Origin of the sequence: Mycolicibacterium madagascariense, assembly GCF_010729665.1 — a bacterium.
Classification (GTDB): domain Bacteria; phylum Actinomycetota; class Actinomycetes; order Mycobacteriales; family Mycobacteriaceae; genus Mycobacterium; species Mycobacterium madagascariense.
Genome location: NZ_AP022610.1, coordinates 4,410,926 through 4,428,108 on the forward strand (window position 1 = coordinate 4,410,926; position 17,183 = coordinate 4,428,108).

The 17,183-nt window shown below is 69.7% G+C and carries 13 protein-coding genes; 5 read left to right on the forward strand and 8 right to left on the reverse strand.

Annotated elements, in window-relative coordinates; translation table 11 throughout:
* Positions 1–192 precede the first annotated feature (192 nt).
* Positions 193–750 carry a PadR family transcriptional regulator gene (locus G6N60_RS20765; RefSeq protein WP_163740797.1) on the forward strand — a complete coding sequence of 186 codons (558 nt, stop codon included), beginning with the start codon at positions 193–195 and terminating at the stop codon, positions 748–750.
* A complete protein-coding gene (locus G6N60_RS20770; RefSeq protein ID WP_163740798.1) occupies positions 747–2,759 on the forward strand; it encodes an NADPH-dependent 2,4-dienoyl-CoA reductase in 2,013 nt (670 codons plus the stop codon). The genes G6N60_RS20765 and G6N60_RS20770 overlap by 4 nt, the downstream gene beginning before the upstream one ends.
* A 76-nt stretch (positions 2,760–2,835) precedes the next feature.
* Here G6N60_RS20770 and G6N60_RS20775 read toward each other — a convergent pair whose 3' ends face one another.
* The 3 genes from G6N60_RS20775 to G6N60_RS20785 form a co-directional block, all read right to left on the reverse strand.
* Positions 2,836–3,384, reverse strand: a complete 549-nt coding sequence (locus G6N60_RS20775; protein WP_163740800.1) for a YceI family protein — start codon at positions 3,382–3,384, stop codon at positions 2,836–2,838.
* Between the two features lie 81 nt (positions 3,385–3,465).
* The gene (locus G6N60_RS20780; RefSeq protein WP_163740802.1) at positions 3,466–4,599 is read right to left on the reverse strand and encodes a DmpA family aminopeptidase; all 1,134 of its coding nucleotides are present in this window, start codon (positions 4,597–4,599) and stop codon (positions 3,466–3,468) included.
* A 126-nt stretch (positions 4,600–4,725) separates the two neighbouring features.
* Positions 4,726–7,326 (reverse strand): bifunctional FO biosynthesis protein CofGH, encoded by a 2,601-nt coding sequence (locus G6N60_RS20785; protein ID WP_163740804.1) that lies wholly within the window; start codon positions 7,324–7,326, stop codon positions 4,726–4,728.
* A gap of 163 nt (positions 7,327–7,489) precedes the next feature.
* Here G6N60_RS20785 and G6N60_RS20790 point away from each other — a divergent pair, with 163 nt between their 5' ends.
* The gene (locus G6N60_RS20790) at positions 7,490–8,587 is read left to right on the forward strand and encodes a hypothetical protein (protein ID WP_163740806.1); all 1,098 of its coding nucleotides are present in this window, start codon (positions 7,490–7,492) and stop codon (positions 8,585–8,587) included.
* Positions 8,588–8,678: 91 nt separating this feature from the next.
* Positions 8,679–10,502, forward strand: a complete 1,824-nt coding sequence (locus G6N60_RS28375; RefSeq protein WP_163740808.1) for an HNH endonuclease signature motif containing protein — start codon at positions 8,679–8,681, stop codon at positions 10,500–10,502.
* An 11-nt stretch (positions 10,503–10,513) separates the two neighbouring features.
* On the opposite strand, the gene G6N60_RS20800 is transcribed toward G6N60_RS28375, so the two are convergent.
* The 3 genes from G6N60_RS20800 to mshB are packed head-to-tail and all read right to left on the reverse strand — an operon-like array spanning position 10,514 to position 11,941.
* Positions 10,514–10,948 carry a hypothetical protein gene (locus G6N60_RS20800; protein ID WP_163740810.1) on the reverse strand — a complete coding sequence of 145 codons (435 nt, stop codon included), beginning with the start codon at positions 10,946–10,948 and terminating at the stop codon, positions 10,514–10,516.
* Complete coding sequence (locus tag G6N60_RS20805; protein ID WP_163730774.1) at positions 10,900–11,055, reverse strand: hypothetical protein; 156 nt, start codon at positions 11,053–11,055, stop codon at positions 10,900–10,902. The genes G6N60_RS20800 and G6N60_RS20805 overlap by 49 nt, the downstream gene beginning before the upstream one ends.
* A 7-nt stretch (positions 11,056–11,062) precedes the next feature.
* On the reverse strand, positions 11,063–11,941 hold the full coding sequence (gene mshB, locus G6N60_RS20810; RefSeq protein ID WP_163740812.1) for an N-acetyl-1-D-myo-inositol-2-amino-2-deoxy-alpha-D-glucopyranoside deacetylase: 879 nt from the start codon (positions 11,939–11,941) through the stop codon (positions 11,063–11,065).
* 22 nt (positions 11,942–11,963) lie between these two features.
* On the opposite strand from mshB, the gene G6N60_RS20815 reads away from it, so the two are divergent.
* Positions 11,964–13,202 (forward strand): chloride channel protein, encoded by a 1,239-nt coding sequence (locus tag G6N60_RS20815; RefSeq protein WP_163740814.1) that lies wholly within the window; start codon positions 11,964–11,966, stop codon positions 13,200–13,202.
* Here G6N60_RS20815 and G6N60_RS20820 read toward each other — a convergent pair.
* Together G6N60_RS20820 and typA are read right to left on the reverse strand one after the other, a co-directional pair.
* The gene (locus G6N60_RS20820) at positions 13,199–15,202 is read right to left on the reverse strand and encodes an ABC transporter family substrate-binding protein (RefSeq protein ID WP_163740816.1); all 2,004 of its coding nucleotides are present in this window, start codon (positions 15,200–15,202) and stop codon (positions 13,199–13,201) included. The two genes, G6N60_RS20815 and G6N60_RS20820, sit on opposite strands and share 4 nt — an antisense overlap.
* Positions 15,203–15,237: 35 nt before the next feature.
* A complete protein-coding gene (gene typA, locus G6N60_RS20825; protein ID WP_163740818.1) occupies positions 15,238–17,139 on the reverse strand; it encodes a translational GTPase TypA in 1,902 nt (633 codons plus the stop codon).
* Positions 17,140–17,183 lie beyond the last annotated feature (44 nt).

The window sequence follows — 17,183 nt, forward strand, 5'->3', positions numbered from 1 at the left end:
CAGTGTGTCCTAACTTCGCGCGCCGCCCGCGAAGGCGCCGCGCGGTTACTGATACTAGACGTCTCACATACAGCTCGCCTAGTCGTCTTTAGGGGTGTGTTCCTGCGGTTTCCGGCCCGGTCGACGCGTGGTTCGCGGCGACGTCGCTGCAACTAGTTGCATAGGACCCGCGGTTGCGCTTACGGTGCCGTCGTGGCCCTCCCCCACGCGATCCTGGTGTCGCTGCTCGAGCAGGCCGGCTCGGGTTATGAGCTGGCCCGCCGGTTCGACCGGTCCATCGGATACTTCTGGGCCGCCACCCACCAGCAGATCTACAAGACGCTGCGCACGATGGAGGACGACGGCTGGGTGCACGTCGACGTCGTCGTCCAGCAGGGCAGACCGGACAAGAAGGTGTACGGCGTCACCGATGGCGGTCGCGCGGAGCTTCGGCGCTGGATCGCCCAACCCCTGACCGGCAAGGGGAGTGCGGTGACCGACGCCCGCACCCGCGAGCTGGCCGTCAAGATCCGCGGCGCCACCTACGGCGACGTCGACGCGCTGCGCGACCAGGTCGTGGCGCTGCGCAGCGAGCGGGCCCGACAGCTCGACACCTACCTCGGCTTCGAGAAGCGTCAGTTTCCCGACCCGTCCGCGCTCGACGGCCCCGGTCTGCACCAGTACCTGGTGCTGCGCGGCGGCATCCTCGCCGAGGAGGGCTCACTGCGATGGCTCGACGAGGTACTCACCGCGCTAGGAGGAACGGCATGACCGCGTATCCGAACCTGTTGTCGCCCTTGAATCTTGGCTTCACCACCCTGCGCAACCGGGTGGTCATGGGGTCGATGCACACCGGGCTCGAGGACAGAGCGCGCGACACCGACCGGCTGGCCACGTACTTCGCCGAACGGGCGCGCGGCGGCGTCGGGCTCATCATCACCGGGGGCTACGCCCCGAACCGCACCGGTTGGCTGCTGCCCTTCGCGGCGGAGCTGCTGTCCTCGAAGGACGCCCGCAGGCACCGCCGCATCACCTCGGCCGTCCACGACGCGGACGGCAAGATCCTGCTGCAGATCCTGCACGCGGGACGCTATGCCTACCATCCCCTTTCGGTCAGCGCATCGTCGATCAAGGCTCCCATCAACCCCTTTCGACCGCGTGCCCTGCGCGACGTGGACGGCACCATCGACGACTTCGTGCGCTGCGCGCTGCTGGCGCGCGAGGCCGGGTACGACGGCGTCGAGATCATGGGCAGCGAGGGATATCTGCTGAACCAGTTCCTCGCACCGCGCACCAACAGGCGCACCGACGCCTGGGGCGGCACCCCGGAGAAACGTCGCCGCTTCCCGGTCGAGATCGTCCGGCGCACCCGCGCGGCCGTCGGACCCGACTTCATCGTCTGCTACCGAATGTCGTTGGCGGACTACGTCCCCGACGGGCAGACCTGGGACGACGTCGTCGCGCTGGGCGCCGAGGTCGAGGCGGCCGGGGCCACGATCATCAACACCGGCATCGGCTGGCACGAGGCGCGGGTGCCGACCATCGTCACGTCGGTGCCCAGCGGTGCGTTCGTCGACGTCAGCAATGCGCTGGCCCGGCACGTCACCATTCCGGTGATGGCGTCCAATCGCATCAACATGCCGCAGTCGGCCGAACAGATCCTGGCCGACGGCGACGTGCAGTTGATCTCGATGGCCCGACCCCTGCTGTCGGATCCGGAGTGGGTGAACAAGGCCGCGACCGACGCCGCCGACGAGATCAACACGTGCATCGCGTGCAATCAGGCGTGCCTGGATCATGCGTTCGCCCACCGGACCGTGTCGTGTCTGCTCAATCCGCGGGCCGGCCACGAGACGACGCTCGTCCTGCGCCCCACGCGCCGCATGCGACGGGTCGCCGTCGTCGGCGCGGGGCCGGCTGGGCTGTCGGCGGCGGTGACCGCCGCCCAGCGCGGCCACGCCGTGACGCTGTTCGAGGCCGGCGCGACGATCGGCGGCCAATTCGACTTGGCGAGAATGATTCCCGGCAAGGAGGAGTTCAACGAGACCATTCGGTACTACACCCGGATGCTGACCAAGCACGCCGTCGACGTGCGACTCGGGGTCCGCGCCACGGTCGACGCGCTCGCGGGCTTCGACGACGTGGTGCTCGCCACCGGGGTGGTGCCGCGCATGCCCGACATCCCCGGCATCGACCACCCGATGGTGGTGTCCTACGCCGACGCGATCCGCGGGCATCCGATCGGTGCGCGCGTGGCCGTAATCGGCGCGGGCGGAATCGGTTTCGACGTGAGCGAGTTCCTGGTCACCGACGAGTCCCCGACACTCAACCTCAAGGAGTGGCAGGCGGAGTGGGGCGCTCTGGACCCGCCCGAGGCGCCGCACACCCCCGGCGCCCTGGTGGCACCGATCCCGCTGCCGCCCGCGCGGGAGGTCTACCTGCTGCAGCGGACCAAGGGCCCCCAGGGCCGCCGACTCGGCAAGACGTCGGGTTGGGTGCACCGCGCGTCGCTGAAGGCCAAGGGCGTGACGCAGCTGTCCGGCGTCGAGTACGAACGCGTCGACGACGACGGCCTGCACATCCGGCTCGACTCCCGGCCACGCACGCTCACCGTCGACAACGTGGTCGTCTGCGCCGGCCAGGAATCGGTCCGCGATCTGGAAACGGGGTTGCGCCGCAACGGAATCGAGCCGCACGTCATCGGCGGGGCCGACGTCGCCGCGGAGGTCGACGCCAAGCGCGCCATCCGCCAGGGCACGGAGCTGGCCGCGCGGCTGTAGTTCCCCGCGCGAACAGCCGCAAAGGTGTTCGACGTGCGGCGTGTCGCGACACCTTTGCGGCTGCTCGGCGTGGAGATCAGGCCTGCCTGAGCGCCTCGATCTCGAGGGTGATGGTGACCTTGTCGCCGACGACGGCGCCACCGGTCTCCAGCGGCATGTCGATGTCGATGCCGAAGTCCTTGCGGTTCAGCACGACCGACGCCTCGAAGCCGGCGACCTCGCCATGGCCCATGCCGGGGTTGCGACCGTTGAACTCGAGCTTCAGCGCGATCGGCTTGGTGACGCCCTTGAGGGTGAAGTCACCGTCGAGCACGTAGTCCCCACCATCGGCGCGCAGTCCGGTCGAGACGAACGTCGCGGTCGGGTACTTCTCGACGTCGAAGAAGTCGGCGGACTTGACGTGGGCGTCGCGCTGCTCGTTGCCGGTGTCGAGCGAGTCGACCGCGATCTCGGCGGTGACCGACGGCGTGCCGTCCTCGGCGACGACGATGGCGCCGCTGAAGGCCTTGAACGTGCCGCGGACCTTGCTGACGACGAGGTGGCGTACGGAGAAGCCGATCGACGAGTGGACGGGGTCGATGGCCCAGGTTCCGGTGCTGAGTTCGTTCGCTACGGATGCGGTCATGGTGCGTCTCCTTGGCTCGGGGCCGGCCTTCCCGGCACCTCGCTCCATGCAAACGGACCGCAGTCCGATTTTGTTCCGCTGCTATCCCAGCAGTTGCTGCAGACGCTCCAGCGGAAGGCGGGGCGAGCGATGCCCGTCGCGACCCGTCATGTCCTGGTTCACGACCAGCGCGTTCAGCACCGCCTCCTCGACCGACTGCACGACCGCGGCGTAGAACGCATCCATGCGCCCCCACGGCAGGAAGCTCATGGTGCCGAACTCGTCGTCCGCCGGCGCGCCCAGCGGAAACGCGCTCAGCAGTCCGTCGGCATCAGCCGTCGAGAACGCCAGGAAGATGTCGCCCGAGAAGTGGCTGCCCGTCGTCCCGGTCCGCGCCAGACCGAGCGGCACCCGGCGTGCCACCGCCTTGCACTGGCCCGGCAGCAGCGGCGCGTCGGTCGCCACGATCACGATCACCGACCCGGCCCCCGGCGGTGGCCGCACCCCGAGATCGGCGGCGAACCAGTCGGAGTCCAACGGATTGTCGTCGGCCAACGCATCGCCGACATGTCGGCCCGCGACGGTCAACTCGTGCCGCGCCCCGAAGTTCGCCTGCACGAACGCCGCCACGGTGAAGGCGTGCGAGCCGTAAGCCACACTGCGCGAGGCGGTTCCGTTGCCGCCGGAGAATTCATAGCAGTTCATCCCGGTGCCCCCGCCGACCGAACCCTCGGCCACGGGGCCGGACGCCGCGGCGTCGAGCGCGGCCTCGGCGTGTTCCGGTCGCACGTGTCCGCCGTTGATGTCGTTCAGGTAGCCGTCCCACGTCTCGGCGCACACCGGGAGCAGCCACTGCTTCGCGAGCTGCGGGTGGACCCGGTTCACCCAGCTCACCGCACCCAAGTGGCAGGCGCCGACGGCGTGCGTATTCGACAGCACGATCGGCAGATTGAACGCGCCGGACTCCTCGATCCACGTCGTCCCGGTCATCTCGCCGTTGCCGTTGAGCGAATGCCATCCCGCCGCGCAGGGTCGGCCGACACCGGAGCGTCCGCGCGGCAGGATCGCGGTGACGCCGGTGCGGACGGCGTCACCCTCGATCAGCGTGACGGTTCCGACCTCGACACCGGGGACGTCGGTGATGGCGTTCAATGGCCCCGGTAGGCCGGGCAGCGGGATGCCGAGTCCGCGGGCCCGCGGACGTCCGTCGGTCGTGTGCGTGTGGGATGCGGTCACACCCTTGCCTAGCACAGCGTTTCAGCCGACGTCACCCCGGACGGCAGCGGCCGCGGGCGAGCGTGCGCCAACGCCGACCGCGCGGCGGCGTGTGCGGTGCAAATACGCACGCTCGCGCGGAACGGGTCAGGCGGCGAGCGCCTCGTAGGTGGTGCTGCGCTGGCGGGCCGGCCTGCCGATGCCCTCGGCGATCGACACCAGTTCCTCGACCGACTTCGCCGAGCCGTTCTCCGAGCCGGCCATCCGCGAGATGGTCTCCTCCATCAGCGTGCCGCCCAGGTCGTTGGCTCCTCCGTTGAGCATCACCTGCGTGCGCTCGACGCCGAGCTTGACCCAGCTGGTCTGGATGTTGGAGATCCTGCCGTGCAACATGATTCGAGCCAACGCGTGGACGGCGCGGTTGTCGCGGTGCGTCGGGCCGGGTCGCGCGCCACCGGCGAGGTAGAGCGGCGAGGACTGGTGCACGAACGGCAGCGGCACGAACTCCGTGAATCCGCCGGTGCGGTCCTGGATGTCGCGCAGCACGTTGAGGTGTCCGACCCAGTGTCGCGGGGTGTCGACATGGCCGTACATCATCGTCGAGCTGGACCGCAGGCCCACCTCGTGGGCGGTCGTGATGACCTCGATCCACGCCGACGTCGGCAGCTTGCCCTTGGTCAGCACCCAGCGCACCTCGTCGTCGAGGATCTCCGCGGCCGTGCCGGGAATCGAGCCGAGACCCGCCTCGCGCAGGGTGGTCAACCACTCGCGAATGCTGGTGCCGCTCTTGGTCACTCCGTTGGAGATCTCCATCGGCGAGAACGCGTGCACGTGCATCGACGGCACCCGCGCCTTGACCGCGCGCACCAGATCCGCGTAGCCGGTGACGGGCAGTTCGGGGTCGATGCCACCCTGCATGCAGACCTCGGTGGCCCCGGCGACGTGCGCCTCCCACGCCCGGTTCGCGACCTCCTCGGTGGACAGCGAGAACGCGTCGGCATCGCCCTTGCGCTGAGCGAACGCGCAGAACCGGCAGCCGGTGTAGCAGATGTTGGTGAAGTTGATGTTGCGGTTCACCACGAACGTCACGTCGTCACCGACCACGTCACGACGCAGCGAATCAGCAAGCGCGGCAACGGCATCCAGCGCCGGACCGTCCGCGGTGGCCAGTGCGTGATACTCGTCGTCGCTGCAGCCCGCGGGGTTGCGCTCGGCCGAGCGCAGCGCCGCGAGCACGTCGGTGTCGATGCGTTCGGGGGCGCGCGCCGCCAGCTCGCTGACCTTGGCGCGGATCGACTCCCAGTCGCCGAACGCGCTGCCGAGGTCGCTGCGCGTCTCGGTGAGCCGGCCCTCGGAGTCGATCGCGGTGTTCAGATCGGTGCGGCCCAGGGACTCGGTGGCCTCGTCGGGCTCCTGCCACGGCCGGCCCACCGGGTTGACGTCGAGCGCGAAACCCGTGTCCGGGTCGGCGAGTGCGGCGACGTGACCCTGCACCCGCGGATCGATCCACGCCGCGCCGGCCTGCACGTACGGCGGCTGGGCGGTGAGGCGCTGCACCAGGTCGTAACCCGCCTCCGCGGTGACCGCCGCCAGCTCGTCCAGCGCGGGCCACGGGCGTTCGGGGTTGACGTGGTCCGGCGTCAGCGGCGACACGCCGCCCCAGTCGTCGACGCCTGCGCCGATGAGCGCCAGGCACTCGTCGCGCGACACCAGGTTCGGCGGGGCCTGAATGCGCATCTTCGGCCCCAGCACCAACCGCGTGACGGCGACGGTGGCCAGGAAGTCGTCGATCCCGGCGTCCGGGACGGTCGCCATCGCGGTGTGGTCCTTCGCGCGGAAGTTCTGCACGATGACTTCCTGCACGTGGCCAAACTCCTTGTGGGAGCGGCGGATTGCATGCATCGTCTCGGCGCGCTCGGTCAGGTTCTCGCCGATGCCAACCAGCAGGCCCGTTGTGAAGGGCACCGACAGCCGGCCCGCGTCGTCGAGCGTGCGCAGCCGCACCGTCGGGTCCTTGTCGGGGCTGCCGTAGTGGGCCAGGCCCTTCGTCTCGTACAACCGTCGCGACGTGGTCTCCAGCATCATTCCCATCGACGGCGCGACGGGCTTGAGGCGCGAGAGCTCCGACCAGCTCATCACCCCGGGGTTCAGGTGCGGCAGTAGACCGGTCTCCTCGAGCACGCGGATCGCCATCGCGCGGACGTAGTCGAGCGTCGAGTCATAACCGCGCTCGTCGAGCCACTGCTTGGCCTCGTCCCATCGCGTCTCGGGTCGGTCCCCGAGCGTGAACAGTGCTTCCTTGCAACCCAATTCGGCACCCTTGCGGGCGACGTCGAGGATCTCGTCGGGCTCCATGTACATGCCCTTGCCCTGCGCGCGCAACTTGCCGGGCACCGTGACGAACGTGCAGTAGTGGCACGTGTCGCGACACAGATGCGTGACGGGGATGAAGACCTTGCGGGAGTAACTCACCGGGAGCTTGCCCGTCGGCCCGAACCGGCCGGCGGCCTGCAGACCGGCGTCGCGGACCCGTGCGGCGCTGGACATCAGGTCGTCCAGATCGGCGCCCCGCGCCGTCATCGCGATGGCGGCCTCGTCGACGTTGAGTGCCACCCCGTCCCGCGCCCGTCGCAACACACGACGCAGAGCAGCTGGACTTGGCGACGAGGCGCTCGAATCCAACGGTGCGGACTTGGGTGGGACCACGGGGCTGGGGAGATCGGCGCCGCGCTGGGGGTTCAGAGCCACTCCTCTGTAACCCCGCGGTCGTCGATAATCATCCGTGCGTCCCGCGATCGGAAACCTTCGTCCCTGACATGGTGGTCACAGTAGTCGTCGCAGAGCGACCCGGGCGGCCCCCTGGCCTTGTAGGTTCATCACCATCGGGCCCCTGGCGTTGGGAGAGTCGCGCATGAGAACGTCCACCGGTCTGCGCCTCCTCACGGCGTCGGTCGCCGTCTCCGCCAGCGTGCTCTGCGTTCCGCCGTCTGGACCGACGGTTCCCCACCCCCGCCACGTCGAGATGGCGACGGCGTCGCCGCGGGTCGCCCTCGCCGCCGCCGTCCGCACGATGGCCTCCGCGCCCCCGAATCCTGCGCACGTGGTGGCGGCGACGGCGGCCATCGACCGCATCGATCCCGCGGTCGGCCGCGCCGCAGCCGCTCGCCAACCCGAGTTGCGGGCGGCCGCCTCCGCCGCGCTGGCGGTGCCCCAGAACTCGGCCTCGAACGCGATCGACGCGATCTACCAGTCCGCCCGGGGTGCGGTGACGTACGGCGTGCAACTCGCGAGCTACGTGCTGCAGTTCGTCCCGCTCGGCTACCTGATCAGCGACCAGCTCAACATCCTGTATTACAACCTGGGTCTACCCATCGCCGACAGCATCGTCTATGGGTTGATCGATCCGGTGGTGAACGACCCGCTCAACCCCGCGGTGTACGTCAACGGGATCGCCACCGTCGGCCAGACGACCGTCAACGCGGCCATCAACACCGCAGTCGCGGAGTTCAACAACTTCTTCGGCTGGCTCATCCCGCCGCTGCCACCCGTTGCTGCCGTCAAGTCCGTGGCTGCGGCCGGCACGACAGGGGTGTCCGGTGTCGGCACGACGCCTGGTCTGAAGAAAGCCGGTGTCACGCAGGTCCCCAAGGCGACCGGAACCCAGAAGCCGGACGACGCCAACTCCGTCGCGGACGCCACCGAACCCACCGGCTCCACCGACGCCGCCGACTCCACTGACGCCGCCGACTCGACCAAAGCCCCCAAACCCACTGACGCCGCCGACTCGACGAAGACCACTGGCTCCACCAAGGCCCCCAAACCCACGAAGGCCTCCGGACACACATCGACTGCACCATCCGTCACGAAAAGTGACGAGCCGGCGAGCCCCGGCGATGCCGAGAAGCACCCTGGCAAGAAGAGTCGCGACCATGGCGCCGGGAAGGGCTCGGCAGACGCCTCCACCGATAGCAAGCCAGCCAAGGCAGAGGCGTCCGTCAGAAGGCACTAATGCCCACCTCTGAGCGAATCGCTTTGTGCAACTGCGGCTTTCGACGCTCGGGGGGCGGGGTGATGTCGGTGGTCGAAGGTATGTTCGAAGGGTGGATGGGGACGGTGACCGCGCGGTGCTCGAGCGCTACCTCGCGGCCTCCGACGCCGTCGCCGCCTTGAGCCTGGAGTCCTTCGGCGACACCGAACTGTTGGGGGCGTTGGGGGAATTGGAGGTCGCCGACCGGCGCCGCGCGGCGTTGATCCACCAGATCCTGGCCCGGTTGTCCCGCGAAGCCAACCCCGTCACCCTGGGCGGCACGTCCTGGAAGGCGCTGCTGAAGATCACGGCCGTCGATGCCCAGCGCCGGCTCGATCACGCCCGCGATCTGGGGCCGCGGGTCTCCCTGATCGGCGAAACCCAGGAGCCGGTGCTGCCGTTGGTGGCCGCCCTGGTCGCCCAGGGCGCGATCGGGGCCGACCACGTGGTCAGGATTCGGGAGTTCTTCGCCAAGCTGCCGTCCTGGGTGACGGTGGCCGACCGGGAGGGGTGTGAGGCGTCGTTGGCGTTGCAGGCCCCCGGGTTGACCCCGGAGGAGTTGAAGAAGGTCGCCGACAAGTTGTTGACCTACCTCGATCAGGACGGCCCCGAACCCGACGACACCGATCCGGCACCGCCGAGCGGGTCCTTGGCGTTGGGGCCGCAACGCTCTGATGGGATGAGCGTGCTCAGCGGGGAACTCGATCCCGAGGCGCGGGCGGTGTGGGAGGCGATCTACGCCAAGTTGGCCGCCCCGGGGATGTGCAACCGCGACGACCCTCATCCGTGTGTATCCGGGACCCCGAGCCGGGAGCAGATCGAGGGAGATCATCGGTCGCTGGGGCGGCGTCAGCTCGATGCGATGGTCGCCGTGGGCCGGATGGTGCTGCAGTCGGGCACGTTGGGTCAGCACAACGGGTTGCCGGTGACGGTGATCATCAGCACCACCCTGCAAGATCTGGAAGCCGCCGCCGGTCTGCCGCAGACACCGCCCCCGGCGGCGACCCTGTTCGAGGAGGAAGTGGGCGGGCCTGAGGGCGCTGAGCCTGAGCCCGCGGCCACCGAGCCTGAGCCCGCAGCCACCACCCCAGCCGCCGAGCCCGCGGCCACCGAGCCCGAGCCCGCTGCGGCCGCCTCGGAGACTGAGCCCGCAGCCACCACCCCAGCCACCCAGCACAAGCCCGCGGCCCCCGAGCCCGCTGCAGGCACCTCAAAGCCCGAGGCCGCGGCCGAGCAAGATCCAGCCGCCGCGCCGCAAAACGACACAGAGCCCGCCGGGGCCGAGCTTGAGTCAGACGCCAACAGCACCCCCGCACCGTCCGAGCCCGCACCCGTCGAGCCCGCCGCGGTCAGCCAGCCCGCGCCGCCCAGCGCACCATCCCCGGCACCAACCCCCGCGCCACCCCCCGCACCGCGCCCCGCGACCTCTAGGACCGCGGTCACCGCTGGGGGCACCGTGCTGCCCATGCGTGACGTCATCCGCATGGCATCCCACGCCTACCACTACCTCACGGTCTTCGACCGCCACACCAACGAGGTGCTCTACTGCGGGCGGACCAAGCGCATCGCCCCACCGGCGCACCGCATCGTGCTCTACGCCCGCGACCGCGGCTGCACCAAACCCGGCTGCACCGTCCCGGCCTTCGGCACCCAGGTCAACCACGTCAACGGCTGGGCCAAACACGGCGGCCAGACCAACGTCAACGAAGAAGTCCTGGCCTGCCCACCAGACAACCGCCTCGCCGAATACGGCTGGACGGTCACCATCACACCCCAAGGGGTGCAATGGATCCCACCCCCAGAACTCGACACCGGCCAACCCCGACTCAACTACTACCACCACCCCGAACGCCTCCTCGGCAGACCCGGGGCGGAGGGAAAGGACGCGCCCCCATGAGCCGCCGAACGCTACGCGCCCGCCCGCTGAGTCAGCCGCCACAGCACGTATGCCGGCGGCCCGCCTCCGAGTACGACGAACACGATCGGCGCGAGTTGCATCACTCCGGCGCCGCTGAGGACGATGTCACCGCCCGGGCCGCCGAAGGTCAGCCCAAGGGAGGTGGCCAGCCATGCCCACAAGGGCAGGGCCGCCAGCCGCGGGTTGTGCCCCCACTGCAGTGCGGCCCACACCAGCGAGGCATTGACGATGCCACTGAGCAACCCACTGATGGGAAACGGGATGGCCCCGAGGTACAGCGGCAACAAGAACGCCCCGGAGACAGCCGACAGCACACCGTCGATGGTCAGGACGGCGAGAACGACGAATCGCACCGAAGCCAGTGGTGCCGGGGTCGTCAGGTGGGAACGCTGTCGAGCAGCCCCACCAGCGAGCCGACGACCCACTGGAAATTGTCCAAGCGGTCCTGCCAGTGCTGCAGGTTGGGATCCAGATCCGGGTCCATCGCCATCGCCTCCTCGGGCCGCCGATTGATGGCAGCGTACTCCCTCACTCCGTTGCTATTCCAGGGTCAATCCGCTCAACAGGTCGGTTTCCCATCCGCGGTGGTCCCGCTCGCCCGCGGCCCCCGAAACGAGCACGAAGTGTTCGCTGGCAGAGATCGGCAGTGCGATGTCGTTGGACAGCGCGCAGGCCCGGCCCGTGGCTTCCACGGTCACTTGGGTGGCATGCGCGCGAAGAGCCGCGACCTTGGCGTCGCGGCTGCCCGGCGCCTCGACGACGGCGTCGATGTCCGCATCGGCGTACGCGAAGTCGAATTCCTCGTCGGTGAGCCGCCACCCGGCGGGCAGGTCCATCTCGGCGAGTTCGGCCATGCCCGCGTCGAGGGCGCTGCGCGCAGTGACCGTCCAGTAGAACTTGGGCACGTGCCAGGGCTCGCCCGCGTGGTCCGGTCCGGCCGCGGCGGCCACGGCCGCCGTCGTCACCTCGTGGGCATGAACGTGGTCGGGGTGGCCGTACCCGCCGTTGGGGTCGTAGGTGACGACGACGTGCGGGCGCAACTCGCGGATGATCGCGACGAGCGCACCGACGGCCTCCCCGGCGTCCGCGTCGACGAACCGCTGCCGACGCCGTGGCGGCGTCCCGACCATGCCCGAATCGCGCCAGCGGCCCGCGCCCCCGAGGAATCGCGGCTCGTCGATCCCCAATTCGGCCAGCGCCGAAGTCAATTCGCCGATGCGGTAGCCGCCGAGCTGGTCGGCACCGTCGACGGCCAATTGCGCGAAGCGCTCGCCGATCACCTCACCCTCCTCACCGAGCGTGCACGTGACGACCTGCACGCGCGCCCCCTGCCCGGCATAGTGGGCGATCGTGGCGCCGGTGGTCAGGGACTCGTCGTCGGGATGGGCGTGGACGAACAACAACCGTGGCGTCTCCATGGGCTCAAGATAGATTCACCCCGTGACCCGCCGCACGGTTGAGTACGGGTGCGCCGTCATCGTCATCGGGCTCCTGGCCGGCGTCGCGGGGGCGGCGACCACGCTCCTGCTGCACTGGATAGAACATCTCGTCTACGACTACTCCTACGGCACGCTGCTCACCGGGGTCGGCCACAGCAGCCCGGTCCGCCGGGCCCTCGGGCCGATGTTCGGCGGCGCCCTCGCCGGAGCCGGCTGGTGGTGGCTGAGACGCAGGGCCGACGTCCCGACGCTGGCGACGACGATCCGCACGCGCGCGCCGATCCCGCGGTGGCGCCTGTCGATCGACGCCGGGTTGCAGGTGTTGCTGGTCGGCTCAGGTGCGTCGTTGGGTCGCGAGGGCGCTCCCCGACAGCTCGCTGCCACGCTCGGTGACCTCGGGACGTCGCGGTGGGCGCTGACCCCGAGTGACCGGGAGATTCTGCTCGCGTGCGCGGCGGGCGCGGGACTCGGGGCGGTGTACAGCGTGCCGCTGGGCGGTGCGCTCTACGCGGCGCGCATCGTGCTCGGCTCCTGGCAACCGAAGGCCATCGGCACGGCGCTGATCACCTCGAGCCTCGCCGTCGCGGTGTCCGCGCCCGTGACGCACCTCGAGCACTCCGTGGTGTGGCCCAACGCGAGCCTCTCGTACCTGTTCGTCTTCTTCGGGTGCGCCGTCGCCCCGGTGGCGGTGGCCGTCGGATTCGCGTTCGACAAGGTGACGGCGTGGGCGCGACCGGTGCCGCAGCGGCGGTCGTGGCCACTGATTCCCGCGATCGCCATCGCGGGCCTGGCCACCGGGATCTGCTCGATCTGGTGGCCGGAATTGCCGGGCAACGGCAGAAGCATCCTGACCGTCAGCGTCAACGCCAGCCTGACGCTGGGCGGCGCCGTCGTCATCCTGTTCCTGAAACCGTTGCTGACGGCGCTGTACCTGCGCACCGGAGCCGTGGGCGGCTTGATCACGCCTGCCTTGGCGACGGGTGCGGCGGCGGGTTCGGTCGCGGTGCTGACGCTCAATCGGCTGGCAGGGACCGGGTTCGACGTGGCGGCCCCGGCGCTGGCGTGCGCGGCGGGCGTGCTGGCGATCACGCTGCGGGCGCCGGCCTTCGCAGCCCTGTTCGTATGGGAGTTGGCCCGCCCGCCGATGTGGTTGATCGCCGTCTTCGCCGCGGCGTCGTTCACGGCACACGGCATCCGATTGCTGCGCGAGCGCAATCTCGCCCGGGGCGCGCCGCCCTAACCGGGCACCTTCACCCATTTGCCCGCATCGCCCACGATGCCGACGGGCACGGCTCCGGACAGACTCACGTTCTGCACGTTGGGCGCCGCGGCGACGATGGTCGTGTCCTGCAGGATCGGCAGGACGGTCGCCATGTTCCACAGCCGCGGCTCGACGGCCGTCAGGACGTCGCTGATGGGTTGGCTACCGTCCAGCGCGGCGTCGATGTTGGGCTGGATGCTCTCGTCGCACACGCCGGTCAGGTTGCTCGGCGCCTGCACGAGCTGATCCGGTTCCGGGGGCGGGGTGCGGGCCGCGGTCGCCGTCGGCGTGGTGCTCGACGCCGCAGAACTAGACGTGGACGCCCCAGCAGTACTGGACGGCGCAGTGCTCGACGCCCCAGCGCCGGAGGTCGGGGGCCGCGCCGTCGTCCGCGGGGTCGAAGCCGACGAACCCGGAGAACCCGACGCCGCCGTACTCGAGCCGGACGTAGTCGAGGCCGGAGAACTCGGAGGCGTGGTGGGCACCGCGGTGGCTTGCAGTGCGCGGCAGCCGAAGCGGGACGCCAACGCCGTGGCGAGGTCACCGCCCGCCTGATGCCACCCGACGATCGCGTCGAACCTGTTCTGGCTCAACGCATCTCCGTACAGCACGGGCGGATCGAGCGCGAGCACCGACGCCGCGACGCCGACGCTGCGCAACTGGTCGGCCGCGGTGTTGGCGACGGCGACCGACGTCGGGTCGTTGGCCGCGACGCCGATGACGAACTTCAGCTGCTGCCCGTCCTTGCTGATGCGCCCCCTGGTCGGCGGCGGAGACCCGGCGGTGGGCGGTGGCATCGGGCTGGTCGTCGACACCTCCTGCTCGACGGTGTAGCCGCTGGCCTTCAACAGGTCCAGTGCCGCCTCGCGGGTCAGGGCCGGCGGCGAGGTGGGCACGTAGCCCGGGTCCGACGGCGCGCGCACCTGTGCCTGAGCCAGCGTCACGGTGTTGTCGCTGCCCGCTCCGACGGCGGCCAGCACGTCGACGTCGAGCAACCCCAGGAGCGCCTTGCGGACCTGGGCGTCCTGCAGATCGGGCTGCGACGCCCGCAGCGTCACCTGCATCACCCGCGGCGTGACGATGCGCGCGGTGCGGACGTCGGGGATCGTGCCGAGCTGCACGTAGGCCGCCTGGCCGCCGTGCACCTGCGCCACCTGCGTATCGCCGTTGCGGATCGAGTCGGCGAGGACGGCGGGCGCTCCCCCGCGACGGAATAGGATCTGATCCGGCTTCGCGGGCTCGCCCCAGTAGCGGTCGTTGCGCGACAGCAGGATCTCGTCGCGCTGGGGGTCGATGCTCTCGACGCGGAACTGACCACCGGTGACCGGCAACGCTCGCACCAGTCCGGCCGCGAATCCGCCGGGTACGTCCTTGACGATGTGCGCGGGCAGGATGTCGTTGAACAGCTCCCGCCACGCCGGATACGGCTGCGAGAACGTGACGACGGCAGTCTTGCCGCCCTCCACGGATTGGACGCCGGTGATGAGGTCGTAGCCCGCCGGGTCGACGACGCCCGGCGCCCCGACCATCTGACGCCACAGGTACCAGTAGTCGTCGGCGCCGATGGGTGCGTTGTCCGTCCACTGCGCCTCGGGCTTGATCTTGTAGGTGACCGTGAAGGGGTTCTGGCTCGTCACGTCCGCCGACACCAGCAACGTGGGGTCCATTTCCCACCGCGAACCCGTCGACGACATGGGGTCGGGGATCGGCCGGAACGAGCTCGGCAGCACCAGCGACGAGATGGCGGCGTTGACCGGCGACTGATCCGACAGCAGATGCGGGTTGAACCCGGGACCCACCGAGTCGATGGCCATGATGATCTGGGTGGCCTTCAGCGGCGGCGGGGGCGTGTTCTGGGTGGTCTCCGTGCTTTGCGGAGCCGGTGGCGGGCTGACGGTGCAGGCCGAGACCAGAAGCACCGTCGACGCCACCGCGATCGCGGCGTCACTGCATCGTCGCAACGTCCTCGGCACGCCCATAGGCTAACGGGCCAAACCTCGGACGCTCGCCAGCCTCAGCCGCGGGCCTTCGCCCTGGCCTTGGCCCTGGCCCGCAAACTGCCGACCAACTCGGTCTTGCGGACGCGCACGATGTCCGGCGTGACCTCGACGCACTCGTCCTCCGCGCAGAACTCCATGGCCTGCTCCAGGCCCAGTTCCAGTGGGCGCGCCAGCGTTTCGAAGACGTCGGCCGTCGAGCTGCGCATGTTGGTCAGCTTCTTCTCGCGGGTGACGTTGACGTCGAGATCCTCGGCGCGCGGGTTGATGCCGACGACCTGCCCCTCGTAGGTGTCGTCGCCGGGCTCGACGAAGAACTGTCCGCGGTCGGCCAGTTGCGTCATCGCGAACGGGGTCACCGTGCCGGTGCGGTCGGAGACCAGCGATCCGGTGTGCCTGGCCCGGATCTCCCCCGCCCACGGGCGGTAGCCCTCGAACACGGCGTTGGCGATGCCCGTGCCACGGGTCAGGGTGAGGAAGTCTGTCCGGAAGCCGATGAGCCCGCGGCTGGGGACGATGAAGTCCATCCGCACCCACCCGGCGGCGTGGTTGGCCATCTCCTCCATGCGTCCCTTGCGGGCCGCCATGAGCTGGGTGACCGCGCCGACGAATTCGTCGGGACAGTCGATGGTCATCGCTTCGAACGGCTCGTGCAGCTTGCCGTCGATGGTCCTGGTAACGACCTGGGGCTTGCCGACCGTCAGCTCGAAGCCCTCGCGCCGCATCTGCTCGACGAGCACCGCCAGCGCCAACTCGCCGCGGCCCTGCACCTCCCACGCATCCGGCCGGCCGATGTCGACGACCTTGATCGAGACGTTGCCGACGAGCTCGCTGTCGAGCCGGTTCTTGACCATCCTGGCCGTCAGCTTGTGGCCGGACACCTTGCCCGCCAGCGGGGAGGTGTTGGTGCCGATGGTCACCGAGATCGCCGGCTCGTCGACGTGGATCCGCGGGAGCGCGTGCGCGTGCTCGGGGTCGGCGAGGGTGTCGCCGATCATGATCTCCGGCATCCCGGCGACGGCGACGATGTCACCGGCGACCGCCTCGTCGGTGGGGCGGCGGTCGACGCCCTCGGTGGTGAGCAGTTCGGTGATCTTGGCGTTGGTGATGACGGGGTGGCCGTCGACCTCGCGCATCCAGGCGACCTGCTGGCCCTTGCGCATCTTGCCGTTGTAGATGCGGACCAGCGCCAGGCGGCCGAGGAACGCCGATGCGTCGAGGTTCGTGACCAGGGCCTGCAGCGGCGCCTCGGGGTCGCCCGCCGGCGCGGGGATGTGCTCCTGCAGCACGTCGAACAGCGCGTCGAGGTTCTCCCCGTCGGGGTTCTCGCCGTTGGCGGGTTCGGTCAGGCTCGCGATGCCGGCGCGACCCGAGGCGTACAGCGTCGGCAACCCCAGCGCGTGCTCGGCGGCCTTCTGCGCCTCGTCGTCCAAATCCGTTGCGACGTCGAGCAATAGGTCGTGACTCTCGGAGACGACCTCGGCGATGCGGGCGTCGGGACGGTCGGTCTTGTTGACCACCAGGAGCACCGGCAGATGCGCGGCGAGCGCCTTGCGCAGCACGAAGCGGGTCTGAGGCAGCGGGCCCTCGGAGGCGTCGACGAGCAGCAGCACGCCGTCGACCATCGACAGCCCGCGCTCCACCTCGCCACCGAAGTCGGCGTGCCCGGGGGTGTCGATCACGTTGATGACGGTCATCGAGCCGTCGGGGTGCTGGCGGTGCACGGCGGTGTTCTTCGCCAGAATCGTGATGCCCTTTTCCTTTTCGAGGTCACCGGAGTCCATCAGGCGTTCGACGGCGTCGTCCCCGCGGTGCGACAGGGCACCGGACTGCCGCAGCATCGCGTCCACCAGGGTCGTCTTGCCGTGGTCGACGTGAGCGACGATGGCGACGTTCCGAAAGTCAGAGGGGAAATCCACGTCTCCTATTGTCGCAGTGCAGGTACCTGATCGCGAAAACGACG

Bases quoted from the DNA above. Each gene is read 5' to 3' on its own strand.
- G6N60_RS20770 (WP_163740798.1), top strand. From the start codon at position 747: ATGACCGCGTATCCGAACCTGTTGTCGCCCTTGAATCTTGGCTTCACC.
- mshB (WP_163740812.1), bottom strand. From the start codon at position 11,941: ATGGAGACGCCACGGTTGTTGTTCGTCCACGCCCATCCCGACGACGAG.
- G6N60_RS20775 (WP_163740800.1), bottom strand. From the start codon at position 3,384: ATGACCGCATCCGTAGCGAACGAACTCAGCACCGGAACCTGGGCCATC.
- G6N60_RS20790 (WP_163740806.1), top strand. From the start codon at position 7,490: ATGAGAACGTCCACCGGTCTGCGCCTCCTCACGGCGTCGGTCGCCGTC.
- G6N60_RS20820 (WP_163740816.1), bottom strand. From the start codon at position 15,202: ATGGGCGTGCCGAGGACGTTGCGACGATGCAGTGACGCCGCGATCGCG.